Source organism: Streptomyces sp. SID486 (assembly GCF_009865385.1).
In the GTDB taxonomy this organism is placed as follows: Bacteria; Actinomycetota; Actinomycetes; order Streptomycetales; family Streptomycetaceae; genus Streptomyces.
This window is the reverse complement of record NZ_WWJT01000406.1, coordinates 1-18,331: the sequence shown is the minus strand read 5'-3', so window position 1 is coordinate 18,331 and position 18,331 is coordinate 1. Positions and strand designations below refer to the sequence as shown.

At 71.2% G+C, this 18,331-nt stretch carries 20 protein-coding genes and 5 pseudogenes; 18 read left to right on the top strand and 7 right to left on the bottom strand.

Going from position 1 to position 18,331, the window contains the following annotated elements; genetic code table 11:
* Window positions 1-569: pseudogene (locus GT045_RS19600) on the bottom strand (transketolase); the annotation flags it as partial.
* 413 nt (window positions 570-982) lie between these two features.
* Between GT045_RS19600 and GT045_RS19595 the strand changes: the two are divergent.
* The 4 genes and pseudogenes from GT045_RS19595 to GT045_RS39865 form a co-directional block, all read left to right on the top strand.
* Entirely contained in the window at window positions 983-1,900 is a 918-nt protein-coding gene (locus GT045_RS19595; RefSeq protein ID WP_202528479.1) for a heme o synthase, read from the top strand.
* An 81-nt stretch (window positions 1,901-1,981) separates the two neighbouring features.
* Window positions 1,982-2,302, top strand: a complete 321-nt coding sequence (locus GT045_RS19590) for a hypothetical protein (protein WP_161334938.1) — start codon at window positions 1,982-1,984, stop codon at window positions 2,300-2,302.
* Between the two features lie 248 nt (window positions 2,303-2,550).
* Entirely contained in the window at window positions 2,551-3,657 is a 1,107-nt protein-coding gene (locus GT045_RS19585; RefSeq protein ID WP_161288667.1) for an amidohydrolase family protein, read from the top strand.
* A gap of 19 nt (window positions 3,658-3,676) precedes the next feature.
* A pseudogene (locus tag GT045_RS39865) lies at window positions 3,677-3,784 on the top strand (nucleotidyltransferase); the annotation flags it as partial.
* Window positions 3,785-3,787: 3 nt separating this feature from the next.
* On the opposite strand, the pseudogene GT045_RS19575 reads toward GT045_RS39865, so the two are convergent.
* Window positions 3,788-3,892: pseudogene (locus GT045_RS19575) on the bottom strand (nucleotidyltransferase); the annotation flags it as partial.
* Between the two features lie 7 nt (window positions 3,893-3,899).
* Here GT045_RS19575 and GT045_RS39860 point away from each other — a divergent pair.
* A pseudogene (locus GT045_RS39860) lies at window positions 3,900-4,052 on the top strand (nucleotidyltransferase); the annotation flags it as partial.
* A 1-nt stretch (window position 4,053) separates the two neighbouring features.
* Here the strand turns inward: GT045_RS39860 and GT045_RS19565 are convergent.
* The 4 genes from GT045_RS19565 to GT045_RS19550 form a co-directional block, all read right to left on the bottom strand.
* Window positions 4,054-5,064, bottom strand: a complete 1,011-nt coding sequence (locus GT045_RS19565) for a COX15/CtaA family protein (RefSeq protein ID WP_161334940.1) — start codon at window positions 5,062-5,064, stop codon at window positions 4,054-4,056.
* A 77-nt stretch (window positions 5,065-5,141) separates the two neighbouring features.
* A complete protein-coding gene (locus GT045_RS19560) occupies window positions 5,142-5,858 on the bottom strand; it encodes an ABC transporter permease (RefSeq protein ID WP_161334939.1) in 717 nt (238 codons plus the stop codon).
* A 50-nt stretch (window positions 5,859-5,908) separates the two neighbouring features.
* On the bottom strand, window positions 5,909-6,847 hold the full coding sequence (locus GT045_RS19555) for an ABC transporter ATP-binding protein (protein WP_161334937.1): 939 nt from the start codon (window positions 6,845-6,847) through the stop codon (window positions 5,909-5,911).
* A gap of 31 nt (window positions 6,848-6,878) precedes the next feature.
* Entirely contained in the window at window positions 6,879-7,694 is an 816-nt protein-coding gene (locus tag GT045_RS19550) for an AAC(3) family N-acetyltransferase (protein WP_161334936.1), read from the bottom strand.
* A 182-nt stretch (window positions 7,695-7,876) separates the two neighbouring features.
* Here GT045_RS19550 and GT045_RS19545 point away from each other — a divergent pair, with 182 nt between their 5' ends.
* The 11 genes from GT045_RS19545 (at window position 7,877) to dapD (ending at window position 16,459) form a co-directional block, all read left to right on the top strand.
* Entirely contained in the window at window positions 7,877-8,611 is a 735-nt protein-coding gene (locus GT045_RS19545) for an ArsR family transcriptional regulator (RefSeq protein ID WP_161288661.1), read from the top strand.
* Entirely contained in the window at window positions 8,608-10,029 is a 1,422-nt protein-coding gene (gene sufB / locus GT045_RS19540; RefSeq protein WP_133922277.1) for a Fe-S cluster assembly protein SufB, read from the top strand. Before GT045_RS19545 ends, sufB begins: the two co-directional genes overlap by 4 nt.
* A gap of 63 nt (window positions 10,030-10,092) precedes the next feature.
* A complete protein-coding gene (gene sufD, locus GT045_RS19535) occupies window positions 10,093-11,277 on the top strand; it encodes a Fe-S cluster assembly protein SufD (RefSeq protein ID WP_161288659.1) in 1,185 nt (394 codons plus the stop codon).
* Window positions 11,274-11,597, top strand: coding sequence for a non-heme iron oxygenase ferredoxin subunit (locus GT045_RS19530; RefSeq protein WP_161288657.1), 324 nt, complete (start codon window positions 11,274-11,276; stop codon window positions 11,595-11,597). Before sufD ends, GT045_RS19530 begins: the two co-directional genes overlap by 4 nt.
* Window positions 11,598-11,604: 7 nt before the next feature.
* Entirely contained in the window at window positions 11,605-12,369 is a 765-nt protein-coding gene (sufC, locus tag GT045_RS19525) for a Fe-S cluster assembly ATPase SufC (RefSeq protein WP_161288655.1), read from the top strand.
* Complete coding sequence (locus tag GT045_RS19520) at window positions 12,366-13,622, top strand: cysteine desulfurase (protein WP_161334935.1); 1,257 nt, start codon at window positions 12,366-12,368, stop codon at window positions 13,620-13,622. Before sufC ends, GT045_RS19520 begins: the two co-directional genes overlap by 4 nt.
* Before the next feature lie 18 nt (window positions 13,623-13,640).
* Complete coding sequence (gene sufU, locus GT045_RS19515; protein ID WP_161288651.1) at window positions 13,641-14,108, top strand: Fe-S cluster assembly sulfur transfer protein SufU; 468 nt, start codon at window positions 13,641-13,643, stop codon at window positions 14,106-14,108.
* Window positions 14,105-14,437: a metal-sulfur cluster assembly factor gene (locus tag GT045_RS19510; RefSeq protein ID WP_161288650.1), complete on the top strand. Its 333-nt coding sequence runs from the start codon at window positions 14,105-14,107 to the stop codon at window positions 14,435-14,437. Before sufU ends, GT045_RS19510 begins: the two co-directional genes overlap by 4 nt.
* 113 nt (window positions 14,438-14,550) lie before the next feature.
* Entirely contained in the window at window positions 14,551-14,874 is a 324-nt protein-coding gene (locus tag GT045_RS19505; protein WP_161334934.1) for a multidrug efflux SMR transporter, read from the top strand.
* The gene (locus tag GT045_RS19500; protein WP_161334933.1) at window positions 14,874-15,410 is read left to right on the top strand and encodes a TetR family transcriptional regulator; all 537 of its coding nucleotides are present in this window, start codon (window positions 14,874-14,876) and stop codon (window positions 15,408-15,410) included. The genes GT045_RS19505 and GT045_RS19500 overlap by 1 nt, the downstream gene beginning before the upstream one ends.
* Before the next feature lie 62 nt (window positions 15,411-15,472).
* Window positions 15,473-16,459, top strand: coding sequence for a 2,3,4,5-tetrahydropyridine-2,6-dicarboxylate N-succinyltransferase (dapD, locus tag GT045_RS19495; RefSeq protein WP_161288647.1), 987 nt, complete (start codon window positions 15,473-15,475; stop codon window positions 16,457-16,459).
* A gap of 243 nt (window positions 16,460-16,702) precedes the next feature.
* Here the strand turns inward: dapD and dapA are convergent, their stop codons facing one another.
* Window positions 16,703-17,602: a 4-hydroxy-tetrahydrodipicolinate synthase gene (dapA, locus tag GT045_RS19490; protein ID WP_161334932.1), complete on the bottom strand. Its 900-nt coding sequence runs from the start codon at window positions 17,600-17,602 to the stop codon at window positions 16,703-16,705.
* Between the two features lie 168 nt (window positions 17,603-17,770).
* On the opposite strand from dapA, the gene GT045_RS38970 reads away from it, so the two are divergent.
* Together GT045_RS38970 and GT045_RS19485 are read left to right on the top strand one after the other, a co-directional pair.
* Window positions 17,771-17,911 (top strand): hypothetical protein, encoded by a 141-nt coding sequence (locus GT045_RS38970; protein WP_202515292.1) that lies wholly within the window; start codon window positions 17,771-17,773, stop codon window positions 17,909-17,911.
* Window positions 17,908-18,331, top strand: a pseudogene (locus tag GT045_RS19485) (hypothetical protein); the annotation flags it as partial. The gene GT045_RS38970 and the pseudogene GT045_RS19485, both read left to right, overlap by 4 nt.

The window sequence follows — 18,331 nt, the reverse complement described above, 5'->3', positions numbered from 1 at the left end:
AGCTTCTGGTGGCCGGCCAGCGAGGACGCCTCGGCGGAGATGCCCTCCTGGAGGCAGCCGTCACCGGCGATGCAGTAGATGAAGTGGTCGAAGGGGGACTCGCCCGGCGCCGCCTCCGGGTCGAACAGACCGCGCTCGTAGCGGGCGGCCATCGCCATGCCCACCGCGTTGGCCACACCCTGGCCCAGCGGGCCCGTGGTGGTCTCGACGCCCTTGGTGTGCCCGTACTCCGGGTGGCCCGGGGTCTTCGAGCCCCACGTCCGGAAGGACTCCAGGTCCGCCAGCTCCAGGCCGAAACCGGCCAGGTAGAGCTGGGTGTAGAGGGTCAGGGACGAGTGGCCGGCGGACAGCACGAAGCGGTCGCGCCCCACCCACTCCGGGTCGGCCGGGTCGTGCCGCATCACCTTCTGGAAGAGGGTGTAGGCGGCGGGGGCCAGGCTCATCGCCGTACCGGGATGGCCGTTGCCGACCTTCTGTACGGCGTCGGCGGCCAGGACGCGGGCGGTGTCCACGGCCCGCTGGTCCAGGTCGGTCCACTCAAGGTCTGTGGTGGTCGGCTTGGTGCTCACCCTGGGTCAGGGCTCCTCTCCACATGTCGGTCGCCGGTCTTCGGGGCATGCGCCCACCCGGCCGCCGGCGTGCTTCTGCCCGCCGGCCGCTGTCGAGCCTACCCCCGTGAGGACGTGCGTTTTTTCGACTGTTTCCAGACTGCCGGGACTCCGTGCGATCCGCCTCCCGACCGGCCGACAAGGCATTTGGCACATGAATACGGAGCCGCTCATCTGACTGCTCAATCGAGCTCCGGGACCCCTCTTATGCGCTGCCCGTCAACACGACCCCACCCCCGCGAAGGCCGGGGTATGGGCAACGTCTAAAGTGGCGTGGTACGCGCGAGCCTTTACCGGGACTTCACACGGGGAGGCTCGCTGGGATGTCTCTGTCAGGGGTGTGCGTGACGGCCGTCGAATCCCGTCCATCGGGGATGCTCGGTGCGAGCCAGGGCCCGGTTCACCGGCCGTTCGGGGCCCGTGTCAAGGCGTTCGTGGCGCTGACCAAGCCGCGGATCATCGAACTGCTGCTCATCACCACCGTTCCGGTGATGTTCCTGGCGCAGCAGGGTGTGCCCGACCTCAAACTGGTCCTGCTCACCTGCGTCGGCGGCTACCTGTCGGCGGGCGGCGCCAACGCGCTGAACATGTACATCGACCGGGACATCGACGCCCTGATGGACCGGACCTCCCAGCGCCCGCTGGTGACGGGGATGGTCAGTCCGCCGGAGTGCCTGGCCTTCGGCATCACGCTGGCGGTCGTCTCGACGCTGCTGTTCGGACTCACCGTCAACTGGCTGAGCGCCTGGCTGTCGCTCGGAGCGCTCCTCTTCTACGTCGTCGTCTACACGATGATCCTCAAGCGGCGTACGTCGCAGAACATCGTGTGGGGCGGTATCGCGGGCTGCCTGCCGGTGCTGATCGGCTGGTCCTCGGTGACGAACTCGATGTCCTGGGCGCCGGTCATCCTCTTCCTCGTCATGTTCTTCTGGACGCCGCCGCACTACTGGCCGCTGTCCATGAAGGTCAAGGAGGACTACGCGCGCGTGGGTGTGCCGATGCTCCCGGTCATCGCCTCCAACAAGGTGGTCGCCCGGCAGATCGTCATCTACAGCTGGGTGATGGTCGTCGTCTCCCTGCTGCTCACCCCCCTCGGCTACACCGGCTGGTTCTACACGGTGGTGGCCCTCGCGGCCGGCGGCTTCTGGCTGTGGGAGGCGCACGGGCTGCAGAACCGGGCGAAGGCCGAGGTGACCGGGGTCAAGCTCAAGGAGATGCGCCTCTTCCACTGGTCGATCACCTATGTGTCGATCCTCTTCGTGGCCGTCGCCGTCGATCCGTTCCTGCGCTGAGGCCCGCCGGGCGCACGCCCGGGCGTATGTCACAGAGCCCTGCCCTCGCCAGTCGATCTACCGGTGAGTAGCATCCTGGCCATGGCAGACACGCAGCAGGTTGACGCGAGGGCCGAGCGCACGGTGTCCCGGCTCGCCCACCAGATCAGCGCCTTCGCGAAGGCGCACGGCGGCGCGGAGGGCCAGGTGGCCCACATCGGCGAACGCGGCGCCCGGATCGTCCTGGTCGGCGAGGACGGCGGCTGGGGTGACCTGGTGGCGCCCTCCTGCGCCGTCGCCGAGCAGGCGGTGGCCAGGGCCGGCATCACGGTCCACGAGTCCTTCGACGGCGAGTTCGCGGCGAAGGTGACGACGGGGCCGTACGAGTGGAAGCGGATGGCGGGCATCCAGCTCGGCGGCTGAACGGCACGGTCGGGCACGGCGGCGGCTTGGACGGTCCGGCCGGTGCGCGGCGGCGGCTTGGACGGTCCGGCCGGTGCGCGGCGGCTGAGCGGTGCGACCAGGCGCGGCGGCGGTCCGGCGGTGAGCCGAGCGCCGAGCGAGGTGCGGCGGGGGCCGAGCGGTGAGGCCGTGGGAGCCGGACCGCGACCTCCGGCCCCGTTCACCCGTTAGGACGGGCAAGGCAGCACGCGTCCTACGGGGAGCCCCGGATGATCGAAATGCCGTCCCTCGTGGACCAGTACTGCCACGGCGTGCTCCGCACGGAACTCGGCCTCGGCACCTTCGAGGCGCAACTGGCCCGCACCGAGGGCCCGCCCGCCGCGGGCACCACCCTGTTCGACACCCAGACCGGGTTCGCCGTACGGCGCTGGTGCCCGCCGATACTCGGCCTCGAACCGCACTGCCCGCCCGCCCGCTATCTCGCGCGGCGCCGTGAACTCGGCGTCCTGGAGGCGGGCCGCAGGCTGCTGCGCGGCAGCGGCATCACGACGTACCTGGTCGACACCGGGCTGCCGGGCGACCTCACCAGTCCCACCGAGCTGGCCTCGGCCGGGGCCGCGCAGGCCCGCGAGATCGTCCGTCTGGAGCTGCTCGCGGAGCAGGTCGCCGACACCTCCGGCACCGTGGAGTCCTTCCTCGCCAACCTCGCCGAGTCCGTGCACGGAGCGGCGTCGACCGCCGTCGCCTTCACCTCCGTCGCGGGCCTGCGGCACGGTCTGGCCCTCGCGCCGGAGCCACCGGAGCCCGGGCAGGTGCGGGGCGCGGCGGGCCGCTGGCTGGCCGGGAGACGGGTCGGCGGAGCCCTCACCGACGCCGTGCTGCTGCGGCACCTGCTGTGGATCGCGGTCGCCTCGGGCCTGCCCCTGCAACTGCACGCCGGCCTCGGCGAGCCGGGCTCCCGCATCGACCGCACCGACCCGGTCCTGCTCACCGACTTCGTCCGCGCCACCGCCGGTCTGGGCACCGACCTGATCCTGCTGCACGGATACCCGTACCACCGCCACGCCGCCCACCTGGCCGGTGTCTTCCCGCACGTCTACGCCGACTCGGGCGCCGCCCTCGTGCGGACCGGCGCCCGGGCGGCCACGGTCCTCGCCGAGATCATGGAGCTGGCCCCCTTCGGCAAGATCCTCTTCTCCACCGGCGCCCAGAGCCTGCCCGAACTGCACGTCGTCGGCGCCCGCCTCTTCCGCGAGGCCCTGGGCCGCGTTCTGGGTACCTGGGTCGCCGACGGGGCGTGGTCTCTGGAGGACGCCCAGCGGGTGGCCCGGCTGATCGCGGCGGACAACGCGCGCCGGGTGTACGGGCTGGGGTGAACCGTCGAGAATGGGCGGGCTGACGACCGCATCCCTGCTCGACGGATTCCTGGCCGCCCTGCTGCCGCTGCGTCCCCGGGCTCTGTGGGCGCACGGCTCACTGGCCGGCGGCGACTACCAGGAGGGCGGCGGCGAGGGGCTCGGCGCGCAGTCCCCGGTGCAGCAGCACCAGCCTCCGTACGGTCCCCGGGGTCGGCGGGGCCGGCAGGACGGCGATCAGATCCAGGTCGCTGCGAACTGCCGGCGCTCCGGCCGAGGTCGTCGAGGACATCGCCCGTCGCCGGTACGGCGGCGCCCCCGCCCCCGGCACCGCGGCCCTGGTGGCCCGCAGGGCCGGACTGACCCGTGGCTACCTGGGGCCGGCCATCGATGCCCTCGTCGCCGCCTACGGGTGACTCAGGCGCGGGTACCGGCCGTCATCTCGGCCGCGGGGCCCGGCAGGTCCAGCGTGGTCCGCGGGCGTTCCCGCAGCGCGAGCAGGACGCGCAGGACGGCGATCCAGATCAGGCACGAGCCGAGCATGTGCAGGCCGACCAGCACCTCGGGCAGGTGGGTGAAGTACTGCACGTAACCGATCACGCCCTGGGCGAGGAGGATCAGGAACAGCTCGCGCGTCCGGGACAGCGGGCCCTTCGGCGCGTCGACCGCCTTCAGCACGAACCACAGCGCGAACGTCAGCGTCACCACGATCCACGCGAGCACCGCGTGCATCTTGGCGACCGTGGCCCAGTCGATCGGGATGCGCTCGACCTCGCTGGAGTCACCGGCGTGCGGCCCGGCCCCGGTCACCACCGTGCCGAGCGCGATGAGCAGCGCGGAGGCGACCACCAGGAACCACACCAGCTGCTGCACGGCCTTGCCGACCAGCGGGCGCGGCGGCGTGTCGCCCTCCCGCGTGCGCTGCCACATCACCGTGGCGATGGTGATCAGGGCCGTGGAGAGCAGGAAGTGGGCGGCGACGGTGTAGGGGTTGAGGCCGACCAGGACGACGATGCCGCCGAGCACCGCGTTGCCCATGACCACCCAGAACTGGGCCCAGCCCAGCCGGGTGACGCCGCGCCGCCAGGGCTTCTCGGAGCGGGCCGCGATGATCGCCCAGCCGACGGCCGCGCACAGCACGTACGTCAGCATGCGGTTGCCGAACTCGACGACCCCGTGGAACCCCATGGCCCGGGTGGTGGTCAGCGAGTCGTCGGTGCAGGTGGGCCAGGTCGGGCAGCCGAGGCCGGAGCCGGTCAGGCGGACCGCGCCGCCGGTGACGACGATGACCACCGACATGACGAGCGCGGCGAGAGCCGCCCGCCGGACGGTCCGGGGGTCCGGGGTCCAGTGGTCGGCGATGAAGGCGAGCGGGTTGCGCAGGGCCGCCTGGGCGTCGGCGAGGGTCAGCTTGGGCACGCGCACCATCGTAGGCCGCCGCTTGTGCATGCGTTCACGAGGGTCACTCCCACGCGCGGGTGGCCCGGAGGACATCCGTACGGTTTTCACTCCCAGCGGAAGAACTTCCCGGCCGCGGCCAGCCCGGCCACCGCCCACACGGCGAGGATCCCCAGGTCGCCCCAGGGCATGCCGGAGCCGTGCTGGAGGACGTCCCGCAGGCCGTCCGAGAGCGCCGAGATCGGCAGCAGGCCGAGTACGTGCTCACCCGCCGGGCCGAACTTCTCCAGTGGCACGATCACCCCGCCGCCCACGAGCAGCAGCAGGAACACCAGGTTGGCGGCGGCCAGCGTCGCCTCCGCCTTCAGCGTGCCCGCCATCAGCAGCCCGAGCCCGGAGAACGCGGCGGTGCCGACGACGAGCAGCAGCAGGACGGCGGCGGGGCCGCCGTGCGGCGACCAGCCCAGCGCGAAGGCGATGACGGTCAGCAGGACGACCTGGAGGATCTCCGTGACCAGCACGGACGCCGTCTTGGCGGCCATCAGGCCCCAGCGCGGCAGCGGCGAGGAGGCGAGCCGCTTGAGGACGCCGTAGCGGCGCTCGAAGCCCGTGGCGATGGCCTGGCCGGTGAACGCCGTCGACATCACGGCCAGGGCCAGGACGCCCGGGGTGAGGAAGTCGACGGCGTCACCCTTGCCGGTGTCCACGATGTCGACCGAGCTGAAGAGCACGAGCAGCAGGGTCGGGATGACGACCGTCAGCAGCAGCTGCTCGCCGTTGCGCAGCAGCATCCGGGTCTCCAGCGCCGCCTGCGCCGCGATCATGCGGGGGAGCGGGGCGGCTCCGGGCCTGGGGGTGTACGTACCCGGGGTGGTCACGAGCGCAGCTCCTTGCCGGTCAGCTCCAGGAAGACGTCTTCCAGGGTGTGCCGCTCCACCGAGATCCGGTCCGGCATCACCCCGTGCTGGGCGCACCAGGAGGTGACCGTGGCCAGCAGCTGGGGGTCGACGTCGCCGACGACCCGGTAGGCGCCCGGGGTCAGCTCGGCGGCCGTGCAGTCGGCCGGCAGGGCCTTGAGCAGGGAGCCCACGTCGAGGCCGGGACGGCCGGTGAAGCGCAGGGTGTTCTCGGCGCCGCCCTTGCACAGCTGCTCGGGGGAGCCCTGGGCGATGACCCGGCCGCCGTCGATGATCGCCACGTCGTCGGCGAGCTGCTCGGCCTCGTCCATGTGGTGCGTGGTCAGGACCACCGAGACGCCGTCGGCGCGCAGGTCCCGCACCAGGTCCCAGGTGGCCCGGCGGGCCTGCGGGTCGAGGCCGGCCGTCGGCTCGTCCAGGAACACCAGTTCCGGGCGGCCCACGACGGCCATGGCGAGCGCGAGCCGCTGCTGCTGGCCGCCGGACAGCCGGCGGTAGGCGGTCCGGCCGCAGGAGCCTAGGCCGAGGCGTTCGATCAGGGCGTCGACGTCCAGCGGGTGCGCGTGCAGCTTCGCGACGTGCCGGAGCATCTCGTCGGCGCGGGCGCCCGAGTACACCCCCCCGGACTGCAGCATGACGCCGATCCGGGGCCGCAGCTCGGCGGACTGCCGCACCGGGTCGAGACCCAGGACACGCACCGTGCCGGAATCCGGTTTCCGGTACCCCTCGCAGGTCTCGACCGTGGTCGTCTTCCCCGCGCCGTTGGGGCCGAGCACGGCGGTCACGCCCGGCTGGGCCACCAGGTCCAGGCCGTCCACCGCGGTCTTGCTGCCGTACCGCTTCACCAGGGCCTGGACCTCGATGAGCGGGTGTGGGTGGGCGGGCTCGCTTCGCATGGGTCCTGAGTCTAGGGAGAGCGCTCGCCGTTCAGGCGGCCGGGTGGGGGAAGTCCTCCGCACGGGGCCGGTGCAGCGGCAGCCACCGCTCGGCGTAGGCCACGGCCTCCGCCACCGGGAACAGCCTGGCCCGCGCGGCGCCCACCCGTCCCCGCAGGACGGGCCGGTCCCGTTCGTAGTCGTGCCCCAGCTCGTCGAACCGGTCGGAGGTGATCGGGACCTCGGTGACCGTCTCCCAGCCGCCGCCGGGAGCGGGCCGGCCGACCTGCACCCGGGGCGCGGGCGTGCGGTACTCGGCCAGATGGAAGGCGGTGCAGGAGTCGTAGCCCACGCCGAGCAGCAGCACCCGGGCGCCGAGCCGCTCCAGCCGGGCCAGCGGGCTCAGCTCGCCGAGCCGGCAGTCCGGGGCGTGGCCCTCGGTGATCTCCCGCGCGCGGGGGCCCAGGGCGGCGAACGAGGTCTGCGGATGCGCGCTGCGCAGGGCGCCCGGCCAGGTCCGCACGGTCTCCGGGACCACACCGACCCCGCGCGAGGGCGTGACCAGCGGGTCGTACGGGGGCATGGTGGCGCGGATCCGGTCCCACCACTCGCGGGGCACCGGCGGGTCCTCCCACACGGCCGGGTCGGACAGGTCGCCGGTCTGCGTGGGGACGACGAGCGTGCCGGCGGGGCCGAGCGCGTCGAGGAGTGCCTGGACGACGGCGACCGCGCCGCCGTTCACCCAGCCGAGCGAGCTGAGCGAGGAGTGCACGAGAAGGGTTTCGCCGGTCTCGGCACCCAGCAGGCGCAGGTCCGCCGCGAGGGTGTCGCGAGTGACAAGAGGGCCGGTCGGAGGCGGTGTGGGCATGGTCCGGAAGTCTTGCCGACGCGGCCGGGCGGCGCCACCAAATTGTCCTCGGCGGGACCGGAGACGATCGATCAGAAGATCGTTTCCGCAGGTCAGGTTAGGTCTCCCTAAGTGACGCAGGGCACCGTTCGATGATCCGGCGTCGCTTGTCAGGCTCCGCGGAATTACGCAACAATGGCGTTGTGAAAAACGTCGGCGAGGCTCGGGAGACCCCCACGGGGACCCCGCAGGAGGAGCTAGCGACCGGTGAGCGCTCGACGCGCAACCGGGTCGCTCGGTCCATCCTGGACCACGGCCCGTCGACCGTCGCCGAACTCGCCGGCCGGCTGGGACTCACCCAGGCGGCCGTACGGCGTCACCTGGACGCGCTGGTCGCCGACGACGTCGTGACGGCACGCGAGCAGCGGGTCTACGGCACGCGCACGCGCGGGCGGCCCGCCAGGGTCTTCGCGCTCACCGACTGCGGCCGGGACGCCTTCGACCAGTCGTACGACAAGCTCGCCGTGGACGCGCTGCGCTGGATCGCCGAGCGGGAGGGCGGCCCCGAGGCGGTCGCCGCCTTCGCCCGGGCCCGGTTCGCCGCCCAGGCGAGCGCGTACCGCGAGGCGATCGGGACCGCGGCGCCCGACAAACGCGCCGAAGCGCTGGCCAAGGCCCTGAGCGCCGACGGGTACGCTGCTACGGCGCGCAGCGCACCGGTCGGAGAGCAGCTCTGCCAGCACCACTGCCCGGTCGCCCACGTCGCGGAACAGTTCCCGCAACTGTGCGAGGCGGAGACCGAGATCTTCGCCGAGCTGCTCGGCACGCACGTCCAGCGACTGGCGACCATCGCGCACGGCGACGGCGTCTGCACGACGTTCATCCCCAAGACATCCACTGACGCACCTGCAAGCACGGCCGGGAGGAACCCCGCATGACTCTCCCCACGGAGACTGCTCACCCCGAACTCGAGGGCCTGGGCAAGTACGAATACGGCTGGGCCGACTCCGACGTGGCCGGTGCGTCAGCGCGCCGCGGCCTGAACGAGGACGTCGTCCGCGACATCTCGGGCAAGAAGTCCGAGCCGGAGTGGATGACGAAGCTGCGCCTGAAGGGCCTGAAGCTCTTCGAGAAGAAGCCGATGCCGAACTGGGGCTCCGACCTCTCGGGCATCGACTTCGACAACATCAAGTACTTCGTGCGCTCCACGGAGAAGCAGGCGGAGTCCTGGGAGGACCTGCCCGAGGACATCAAGAACACGTACGACAAGCTCGGCATCCCCGAGGCGGAGAAGCAGCGCCTCGTCGCCGGTGTCGCCGCCCAGTACGAGTCCGAGGTCGTCTACCACCAGATCCGCGAGGACCTGGAGGAGCAGGGCGTCATCTTCCTCGACACCGACACCGCCCTGAAGGAGCACCCCGAGCTCTTCAAGGAGTACTTCGGCACGGTGATCCCGGCCGGTGACAACAAGTTCGCCGCGCTGAACACCGCCGTGTGGTCCGGTGGCTCCTTCATCTACGTACCGAAGGGCGTGCACGTCGAGATCCCGCTCCAGGCCTACTTCCGCATCAACACGGAGAACATGGGCCAGTTCGAGCGGACGCTGATCATCGTCGACGAGGACGCCTACGTCCACTACGTCGAGGGCTGCACCGCCCCGATCTACAAGTCGGACTCCCTGCACTCCGCGGTGGTCGAGATCATCGTGAAGAAGGGCGCCCGCTGCCGGTACACGACCATCCAGAACTGGTCGAACAACGTCTACAACCTGGTCACCAAGCGCGCCGTGGCGTACGAGGGCGCGACCATGGAGTGGATCGACGGCAACATCGGCTCCAAGGTCACCATGAAGTACCCGGCCGTCTACCTGATGGGCGAGCACGCCAAGGGCGAGACCCTGTCCATCGCCTTCGCGGGCGAGGGCCAGCACCAGGACGCCGGCTCCAAGATGGTCCACATGGCGCCGAACACCTCCTCCAACATCGTCTCCAAGTCGGTGGCGCGCGGCGGCGGCCGTACCTCCTACCGGGGCCTGGTCGAGATCGGCGAGGGCGCGGCCGGATCGAAGTCGAACGTGCTGTGCGACGCACTGCTCGTGGACACCATCTCCCGCTCCGACACCTACCCCTACGTGGACGTCCGCGAGGACGACGTGTCCATGGGCCACGAGGCGACCGTCTCCAAGGTCTCCGAGGACCAGCTCTTCTACCTCATGAGCCGCGGCCTGAGCGAGTTCGAGGCGATGGCGATGATCGTGCGCGGCTTCGTCGAGCCCATCGCCAAGGAGCTGCCCATGGAGTACGCCCTCGAACTCAACCGGCTGATCGAGCTGCAGATGGAAGGCGCGGTCGGCTGAGGCCCCGCACCCCCGGAAGACAGCCAGCGAAACTGACGCAGGAAAGAGAGCAGACCGACAGCCATGGCTGAGGCTCAGAATTACCCGGTCGGGTCCACCACCGCCGGCCAGATCGCGGTGGCCGCCGAGTCGACCGTCGCCACGCGCATGAGCGCGCCCCCGTCCTTCGACGTGGCGGACTTCCCCGTCCCCCACGGCCGCGAGGAGGAGTGGCGGTTCACGCCCCTGGAGCGGCTGCGCGGGCTGCACGACGGCACCGCGGTCGCCACCGGCGACGGCGTGACGGTGGACGTCAAGGCCCCTGAGGGCGTGACCGTCGAGACCGTCGGCCGTGACGACGCCCGCATCGGCCGGGCCGGCACCCCGGTGGACCGCGTCGCCGCCCAGGCGTACTCGGCCTTCGAGCAGGCCGGCGTGATCACCGTCCCCAAGGAGACCGTGCTCGCCGAGCCCATCCGCATCGCCGTGCACGGCGAGGGCGGGGTCGCCTACGGCCACCAGGTGGTGGAGCTGGGTGCCTTCGCCGAGGCCGTCGTCGTCATCGACCACACCGGTGACGCCGTGCTCGCCGCCAACGTCGACTACGTCCTGGGCGACGGCGCCAAGCTGACCGTCGTCTCCGTGCAGGACTGGGACGACAAGGCCGTGCACGTGGGCCAGCACAACGCGCTGATCGGCCGGGACGCCACCTTCAAGTCGTTCGTGGTCACCTTCGGCGGCGACCTGGTGCGGCTGCACCCGCGGGTCGCCTACGCCGGCACCGGCGGCGAGGCCGAGCTGTTCGGTCTGTACTTCACCGACTCCGGCCAGCACCAGGAGCACCGCCTCCTCGTCGACCACAACACCCCGCACTGCAAGTCCAACGTCATGTACAAGGGCGCGCTGCAGGGCGAGAGCGCGCACGCGGTGTGGATCGGCGACGTGCTGATCGAGGCGGCCGCCGAGGGCACCGACACCTACGAGATGAACCGCAACCTGGTCCTCACGGACGGCGCGCGTGTCGACTCGGTGCCGAACCTGGAGATCGAGACCGGCGAGATCGTCGGCGCCGGACACGCCTCCGCCACCGGCCGCTTCGACGACGAGCAGCTCTTCTACCTGATGGCCCGCGGCATCCCGGAGCACGAGGCCCGCCGCCTGGTGGTCCGGGGCTTCTTCGCCGAGCTGGTCCAGCAGATCGGCGTCACCGACATCCAGGAGCGCCTGCTGGCCAAGATCGAGGAGGAGCTGGAGGCGTCGGTCGCATGACCAGCACCTTCGTACGCGCCTGTGGGCTGAGCGAGCTGGCGGAGGACACCCCGAAGCGGGTGGAACTCGACGGCACGCCGGTCTCGGTCGTGAAGACCGAGGGGGAGGTGTTCGCGATCCACGACATCTGCTCGCACGCGAACGTCTCGCTCTCCGAGGGCGAGGTGGAGGACTGCCAGATCGAGTGCTGGCTGCACGGCTCCGCCTTCGACCTGCGCACCGGCAAGCCGTCCGGCCTCCCCGCGACGCGCCCCGTCCCCGTATACCCCGTAAAGATCGAAGGGGACGACGTTCTCGTCTCCCTCTCCCAGGAGTCCTGAGGCACCCATGGCAACGCTTGAAATCCGAGACCTGCACGTCACCGTCGAGGCCGACAACGCCACGAAGGAGATCCTCAAGGGCGTCGACCTCACCGTGAAGCAGGGCGAGACGCACGCCATCATGGGCCCCAACGGCTCGGGCAAGTCGACCCTCGCCTACTCGCTCGCGGGTCACCCGAAGTACACGATCACCAAGGGCACCGTGCTGCTCGACGGCGAGGACGTCCTGGAGATGTCCGTCGACGAGCGTGCCCGCGCGGGCCTGTTCCTGGCGATGCAGTACCCGGTCGAGGTCCCCGGTGTCTCGGTCTCCAACTTCCTGCGCACCTCCGCCACCGCGATCCGCGGCGAGGCCCCGAAGCTGCGCACCTGGGTGAAGGAGGTCAAGGAGGCCATGGAGCGCCTCAACATGGACCCGGCCTTCGCCGAGCGCAACGTCAACGAGGGCTTCTCCGGCGGCGAGAAGAAGCGCCACGAGATCCTCCAGCTCGAACTGCTCAAGCCGAAGATGGCGATCCTGGACGAGACGGACTCCGGCCTGGACGTCGACGCGCTGCGCATCGTCTCCGAGGGCGTCAACCGCGTCCGCGAGACCGGCGAGGTCGGCACCCTGCTGATCACGCACTACACGCGCATCCTGCGCTACATCAAGCCCGACTTCGTCCACGTCTTCTCCGGCGGCCGCATCGTCGAGTCCGGCGGCGCCGAGCTCGCCGACAAGCTGGAGAACGAGGGCTACGAGGCATACACGAAGGGTGGCGTATCCGCGTGACACAGCTGCCGGGCCTCCTCGACACAGAGGCGATCCGCAAGGACTTCCCGATCCTGGACCGGCTGGTCCACGACGACCGGAAGCTCGTCTACCTGGACAACGCCGCGACCTCGCAGAAGCCGCGCCAGGTACTGGACGCCCTGAGCGAGTACTACGAGCGCTACAACGCCAACGTCCACCGCGGTGTGCATGTGCTCGCCGAGGAGGCCACGGCGCTGTACGAGGGTGCGCGCGACAAGGTCGCGGAGTTCATCAACGCGCCCAGCCGCGACGAGGTGATCTTCACCAAGAACGCCTCCGAGTCGCTGAACCTCGTGGCGAACATGCTGGGCTGGGCCGACGAGCCCTACCGCGTGGACCACGAGACCGAGATCGTCATCACGGAGATGGAGCACCACTCCAACATCGTGCCCTGGCAGCTGCTGGCGCAGCGCACGGGCGCGAAGCTGAAGTGGTTCGGCCTGACCGACGACGGCCGCCTGGACCTGTCGAACATCGACGAGGTCATCACGGAGAAGACGAAGATCGTCTCCTTCGTGCTGGTGTCGAACATCCTCGGCACGCTCAACCCGGTCGAGGCGATAATCCGCCGCGCCCAGGAGGTCGGCGCGCTCGTCTGCGTCGACGCCTCCCAGGCCGCGCCGCACATGCCGCTGGACGTGCAGGCCCTGCAGGCCGACTTCGTGGCCTTCACCGGCCACAAGATGTGCGGCCCGACCGGCATCGGCGTCCTGTGGGGCCGCCAGGAGCTGCTGGAGGACCTGCCCCCGTTCCTCGGCGGCGGCGAGATGATCGAGACCGTCTCGATGCACTCCTCCACCTACGCTCCGGCACCCCACAAGTTCGAGGCGGGCACCCCGCCGATCGCCCAGGCGGTCGGTCTGGGCGCGGCGATCGACTACCTGAACTCGATCGGCATGGACAAGGTCCTCGCCCACGAGCACGCGCTGACCGAGTACGCCGTCCGCCGGCTGGCCGAGGTCCCGGACCTGCGGATCATCGGCCCCACCACGGCCGAGGACCGGGGCGCGGCGATCTCCTTCACCCTCGGGGACATCCACCCGCACGACGTGGGCCAGGTCCTGGACGAGCAGGGCATCGCGGTACGCGTGGGCCACCACTGCGCCCGCCCGGTCTGCCTGCGCTACGGAATTCCTGCGACCACGCGAGCGTCGTTCTATCTGTACTCCACACCGGCCGAGATCGACGCTCTGGTCGAGGGTCTGGAGCACGTACGGAACTTCTTCGGCTGAGAGGCGTGAGCTGAGACCGTGAAGCTGGATTCGATGTACCAGGAAGTCATCCTGGACCACTACAAGAACCCGCACGGGCGTGGTCTGAGGGATGGCGACGCCGAGGTGCACCATGTGAACCCGACGTGCGGCGACGAGATCACCCTTCGCGTGAAGTACGACGGCACGACGATCGAGGACGTCTCGTACGAGGGCCAGGGCTGCTCCATCAGCCAGGCCTCGGCCTCCGTGCTGAACGAACTCCTCGTCGGCAGGGAACTGGCCGACGCGCAGCGGATCCAGGAGACCTTCCTGGAACTGATGCAGTCCAAGGGCCGGATCGAGCCCGACGACGCCATGGAGGAGGTCCTGGAGGACGCGGTCGCGTTCGCCGGTGTCTCCAAGTACCCCGCGCGGGTGAAGTGCGCCCTCCTGAGCTGGATGGCGTGGAAGGACGCGACGGCCCAGGCGCTGGACGGCGCCGGCGCCGAAAGGAAGACCGTATGAGCGACACCGTGGAGACCAAGCCGGCCTCGGAGGAGGAACTCCGCGAGGCCCTGATGGACGTCGTCGACCCCGAGCTGGGCATCGACGTCGTCAACCTCGGGCTGATCTACGGCATCCACGTCGACGACGCCAACATCGCGACCATCGACATGACCCTGACGTCGGCGGCCTGCCCGCTGACGGACGTCATCGAGGACCAGGCGAAGTCCGCCACGGACGGCCTGGTCAACGAGCTGCGCATCAACTGGGTCTGGATGCCGCCGTGGGGCCCCGACAAGATCACGGACGACGGCCGCGAGCAGCTGAGGGCGCTCGGGTTCAACGTCTGATCCCACCGCGTGCGTGAAGCGGCGGCACCCGCCCGGGTGCCGCCGCTTCGCCGTGCCCGGCCCCGCCGACGCGTTGTGTACGCGCGTACGCAGGGTTGTGTACGCTCGTACACATGGGATACCTGACACTCGCCGACGCGATCGCCGCCGAGGTCGCCGCCACGACCGCGATGAAGTACACCGAGGGCTTCAGCCGGCTCTGGCCCTCGCTCGCGACCGCTCTGGGCTACGTCGTCTCGTTCGCGCTGCTGGCCCAGACGCTGAAGACCGTCCAGATCGGCACCGCCTACGCCATATGGTCCGGTGTGGGCACCGCGGCCATCGCCGTGCTCGGGCTGCTGCTGTTCGGGGAGGGGCTGAGCGTGCCCAAGGTCGCCGGGATCCTGCTGATCATCGGGGGAGTGGTCGTGCTGAACCTGGGCGGGGCGAGTCACTGATGGGCCGCCGCTACGACCCCGGGCGCCGGCAGCGGATCACCGATGCCGCGATCCGGGTGGTCGGCCGGGACGGCATCGCCGGGCTGAGCCACCGTACGGTGGCCGCCGAGGCCGACGTCCCGCTCGGCTCCACCACCTACCACTTCGCCACCCTGGAAGAGCTGCTGGTGGCCGCGCTGCGGCAGGCGAACGAGGGCTTCGGCGGGGTGCTGGCCGAGCTGCTGCCCGACCAGGCCCAAGGCGGCGACCTCGCGGCGGACCTCGCCCGGGCCCTCGGGCAGTGGCTGGGCGGCGACCGCACCGGAGTGGAGCTGGAGTACGAGCTGTACCTGGCGGCGCTGCGCCGTCCCGGCCTGCGTCCCGTCGCCGCCGAGTGGACCGACCAGGCGGCGGCGCTGCTGGCCCGGCGCACCGACCCGGTCACCGCACGCGCCCTGCTCGCCCTGATGGACGGCATCTGTCTCCAGGTGCTGCTGACGGGCGGTTCGTACGACGAGGGGTACGCGCGCACCCTGCTGGCTCGGCTGATCCCCTGAACCGCGCCCGGCACGTGAGACGCGGTTCGCCCTGACCCCCCGCCCACGTTAGGTTTTGTCCCATGACCGAGTCTGCTACCCGTACCACCGGCGCCGTCGCCGCCGGTCTCGCCACGATCGCCTCCGACGGCACCGTCCTCGACACCTGGTTCCCGGCCCCCGAGCTGGTGGCGGAGCCGGGCCCGGCCGGCACCGAGCGGCTGACCGCCGAGCAGGCGGCCCAGCTGCTGGGCGGCGGCGCGACGGCGGCCATCGGCCCGGACGCCCGCCGGGGCGTCGAGGTGGTCGCGGTCCGCACGGTCATCGCCTCGCTGGACGAGAAGCCGCTCGACGCGCACGACGTCTACCTGCGCCTGCACCTGCTCTCGCACCGCCTGGTCAAGCCGCACGGCCAGAACCTGGACGGCATCTTCGGCCACCTCGCCAACGTCGCCTGGACCTCGCTCGGCCCGGTCGCCGTGGACGACATCGAGAAGGTGCGCCTGAACGCCCGCGCCGAGGGCCTGCACCTCCAGGTGACCTCGATCGACAAGTTCCCCCGCATGACGGACTACGTCGCGCCCAAGGGCGTGCGCATCGCCGACGCCGACCGGGTCCGCCTGGGCGCGCACCTCGCGGCGGGCACCACGGTCATGCACGAGGGCTTCGTCAACTTCAACGCCGGCACGCTCGGCACCTCCATGGTCGAGGGCCGGATCTCCGCGGGTGTCGTGGTCGGCGACGGCTCGGACATCGGCGGCGGAGCCTCCACCATGGGCACGCTGTCCGGCGGCGGCAACGTGATCATCTCCATCGGTGAGCGCAGCCTGGTCGGCGCCGAGGCGGGCGTCGGCATCGCGCTCGGCGACGAGTGCGTGGTCGAGGCCGGCCTGTACATCACCGCGGGCACCCGGGTCACCATGCCCGACGGCCAGATCGTCAAGGCCCGCGAGCTGAACGGCGCCTCGCACATCCTCTTCCGCCGCAACTCGGTCACCGGCACGGTGGAGGCCCGCCCGAACAACGCGGTCTGGGGCGGCCTGAACGACATCCTGCACAGCCACAACTGACCACCGGTGGCCGTGACCCGCGGCCGCCCCCGATCGCGCCCGACCCGCCGCGTAGCTGTCGGCACTGTCGACGCCGGTCACCACCCAGCGCCCTTCCACGGCCCCGCGAGGGCCCGGGAGGGCGCTCGTGTGTGAGCCCCGCTTCAGGAGTCCGGTCTCGGTACCGGGTGGACGTCCGGGCCCGCGCGGATCCGCCGGCCTCTGCTCGTCGCGCCGGGATTGCCGTGCGCCGGGCGGGCCCGGTCACGGGCGGGTGAGCGCCTCGTACCGGGCCAGCAGGTCGTCGGCCGTCTTCCGGTCGGCCGGCAGCAGTGGTGCGCGGACCGGGCCCGCGGGCAGGCCGAGGCGCGACAGGAGGGCCTTGGCGGTGACCGTGCCCGGCAGGTCCGAGCCCGTCATCGCCTCGGTCAACGGCACCGCCGCGCGCTGGAGTCCGGCCGCCCGGGCGGTGTCGCCCGCGTCGAACGCGTCCAGGATCGCGGCGACATGGGCCGGTACGACGTTCGCGATCGTGCTCACACAGCCCGCGGCGCCGATCGCGTACAGCGCCAGCACGTGCTCGTCGCAGCCGGAGTAGTACGCCAACTCCGTTCGCGCCAGCACCTTCTGGGTGCCGAGGAAGTCGTAGGAGCAGTCCTTGACGGCCACGATCCGCGGGTGTCCGGCGAGGCGGATCATCGTCTCCGGCTCGATGCGCGTGCCGGTGCGGCCCGGGATGTCGTAGAGCATCAACGGCAGTTCGCTCGCGTCGGCGACCCGGAGGAAGTGGTCGGCCACGGCCTCCTGCGGTGGCCGGCTGTAGTACGGCGTCACCACCAGGACGCCGTCGGCGCCCGCCTCGGCGGCCGCGAGCGCCGACTCCACGGTGTGCCGGGTGTCCGCCGTGCCCACGCCCGCGACCAGCGCGGCCCGGTCGCCGACCGCCTCGCGTACGGCCGTGACCAGCCGCGTCTTCTCCTCGTCGGTGGTGGTGGGCGACTCGCCCGTGGTGCCGCCGAGGACCAGCCCGTCGCAGCCCTCCGCCACCAGCCGTGCGGCCAGCCGCCGGGCGCCGTCCAGGTCCAGCTCGCCCCCCTCGGTGAACGGCGTGATCATCGCGCAGAGGGTACGGCCGAAGGGCGGGGAGGTGCGTGTACTCGTCATGGAGGTAGTCTCGGCGGCACATCGATGAAGCTCTACTTAAATTATCTACGACATACTGTCAAGCATTGCTGAATCGTCGGCGGGGTGGCCGGACGTCCTGTGTCCAACTCGGCCCTTCATGGGTCACTATGGCCGGAGGGTCACCGTCGTCAGGTCATGGGAGGCGCCATGAAGCTCGGCAAGGCACTGGCCACCGGGGTCGCCGAGGAGCGGCCGTCCGACCACGAAGAAGAGCGCCCGCTCCCCGGGGAAGCGGCCCGCACCGAACCGGCCGAGCCGGCCCGCGAAGAGGTCCCGGCCGCCCGATGAGACTGCGGCTCCCGGCGGAATGCCCGGCGGAGCCGCCGACCGGACACAAGATCGCCCACCCGGTGCTGTCCCAGGACGGCACCCGGGCCGCCTTCACCGGGGTGTCGCTCGGCGGCGCACTGCCGTACGCCGTGCTCGACGACGCCGCCTGCGTCTACGGCCTGCGCCACCGGCCGCCCGCGCGCCGCTGCGACTGCGGCTTCCACTGCGTCCATGACCGGGCGGCGGCCGAGGCGCTGCTGTGCACCGCCGAGCACCGGGCGGCCGTCCTGCTGGAGGTCTCCGTCCTCGGCTCCTACATCCGTTTCGAGCGCGGCTTCCGCTACGCCCGGCAGCGGGTGCGCACCGCCACGGCGGGGCCCTGCGGCTGCGGCACCGCCGCCGTCGCGCTGGCCGACGCGGGCTGGGGCCGGCCGGGCT

Bases quoted from the DNA above. Each gene is read 5' to 3' on its own strand.
- GT045_RS19550 (WP_161334936.1), bottom strand. From the start codon at position 7,694: ATGCCCACACCGCCTCCGACCGGCCCTCTTGTCACTCGCGACACCCTC.
- sufB (WP_133922277.1), top strand. From the start codon at position 8,608: ATGACTCTCCCCACGGAGACTGCTCACCCCGAACTCGAGGGCCTGGGC.
- GT045_RS19560 (WP_161334939.1), bottom strand. From the start codon at position 5,858: ATGATCGCGGCGCAGGCGGCGCTGGAGACCCGGATGCTGCTGCGCAAC.
- GT045_RS19505 (WP_161334934.1), top strand. From the start codon at position 14,551: ATGGGATACCTGACACTCGCCGACGCGATCGCCGCCGAGGTCGCCGCC.
- dapA (WP_161334932.1), bottom strand. From the start codon at position 17,602: ATGACGAGTACACGCACCTCCCCGCCCTTCGGCCGTACCCTCTGCGCG.
- sufD (WP_161288659.1), top strand. From the start codon at position 10,093: ATGGCTGAGGCTCAGAATTACCCGGTCGGGTCCACCACCGCCGGCCAG.
- GT045_RS19530 (WP_161288657.1), top strand. From the start codon at position 11,274: ATGACCAGCACCTTCGTACGCGCCTGTGGGCTGAGCGAGCTGGCGGAG.
- GT045_RS19565 (WP_161334940.1), bottom strand. From the start codon at position 5,064: ATGGTGCGCGTGCCCAAGCTGACCCTCGCCGACGCCCAGGCGGCCCTG.
- dapD (WP_161288647.1), top strand. From the start codon at position 15,473: ATGACCGAGTCTGCTACCCGTACCACCGGCGCCGTCGCCGCCGGTCTC.
- GT045_RS19590 (WP_161334938.1), top strand. From the start codon at position 1,982: ATGGCAGACACGCAGCAGGTTGACGCGAGGGCCGAGCGCACGGTGTCC.
- GT045_RS19500 (WP_161334933.1), top strand. From the start codon at position 14,874: ATGGGCCGCCGCTACGACCCCGGGCGCCGGCAGCGGATCACCGATGCC.
- GT045_RS19585 (WP_161288667.1), top strand. From the start codon at position 2,551: ATGATCGAAATGCCGTCCCTCGTGGACCAGTACTGCCACGGCGTGCTC.
- GT045_RS19595 (WP_202528479.1), top strand. From the start codon at position 983: ATGCTCGGTGCGAGCCAGGGCCCGGTTCACCGGCCGTTCGGGGCCCGT.
- GT045_RS19555 (WP_161334937.1), bottom strand. From the start codon at position 6,847: ATGCGAAGCGAGCCCGCCCACCCACACCCGCTCATCGAGGTCCAGGCC.
- sufC (WP_161288655.1), top strand. From the start codon at position 11,605: ATGGCAACGCTTGAAATCCGAGACCTGCACGTCACCGTCGAGGCCGAC.
- GT045_RS38970 (WP_202515292.1), top strand. From the start codon at position 17,771: ATGAAGCTCGGCAAGGCACTGGCCACCGGGGTCGCCGAGGAGCGGCCG.
- GT045_RS19510 (WP_161288650.1), top strand. From the start codon at position 14,105: ATGAGCGACACCGTGGAGACCAAGCCGGCCTCGGAGGAGGAACTCCGC.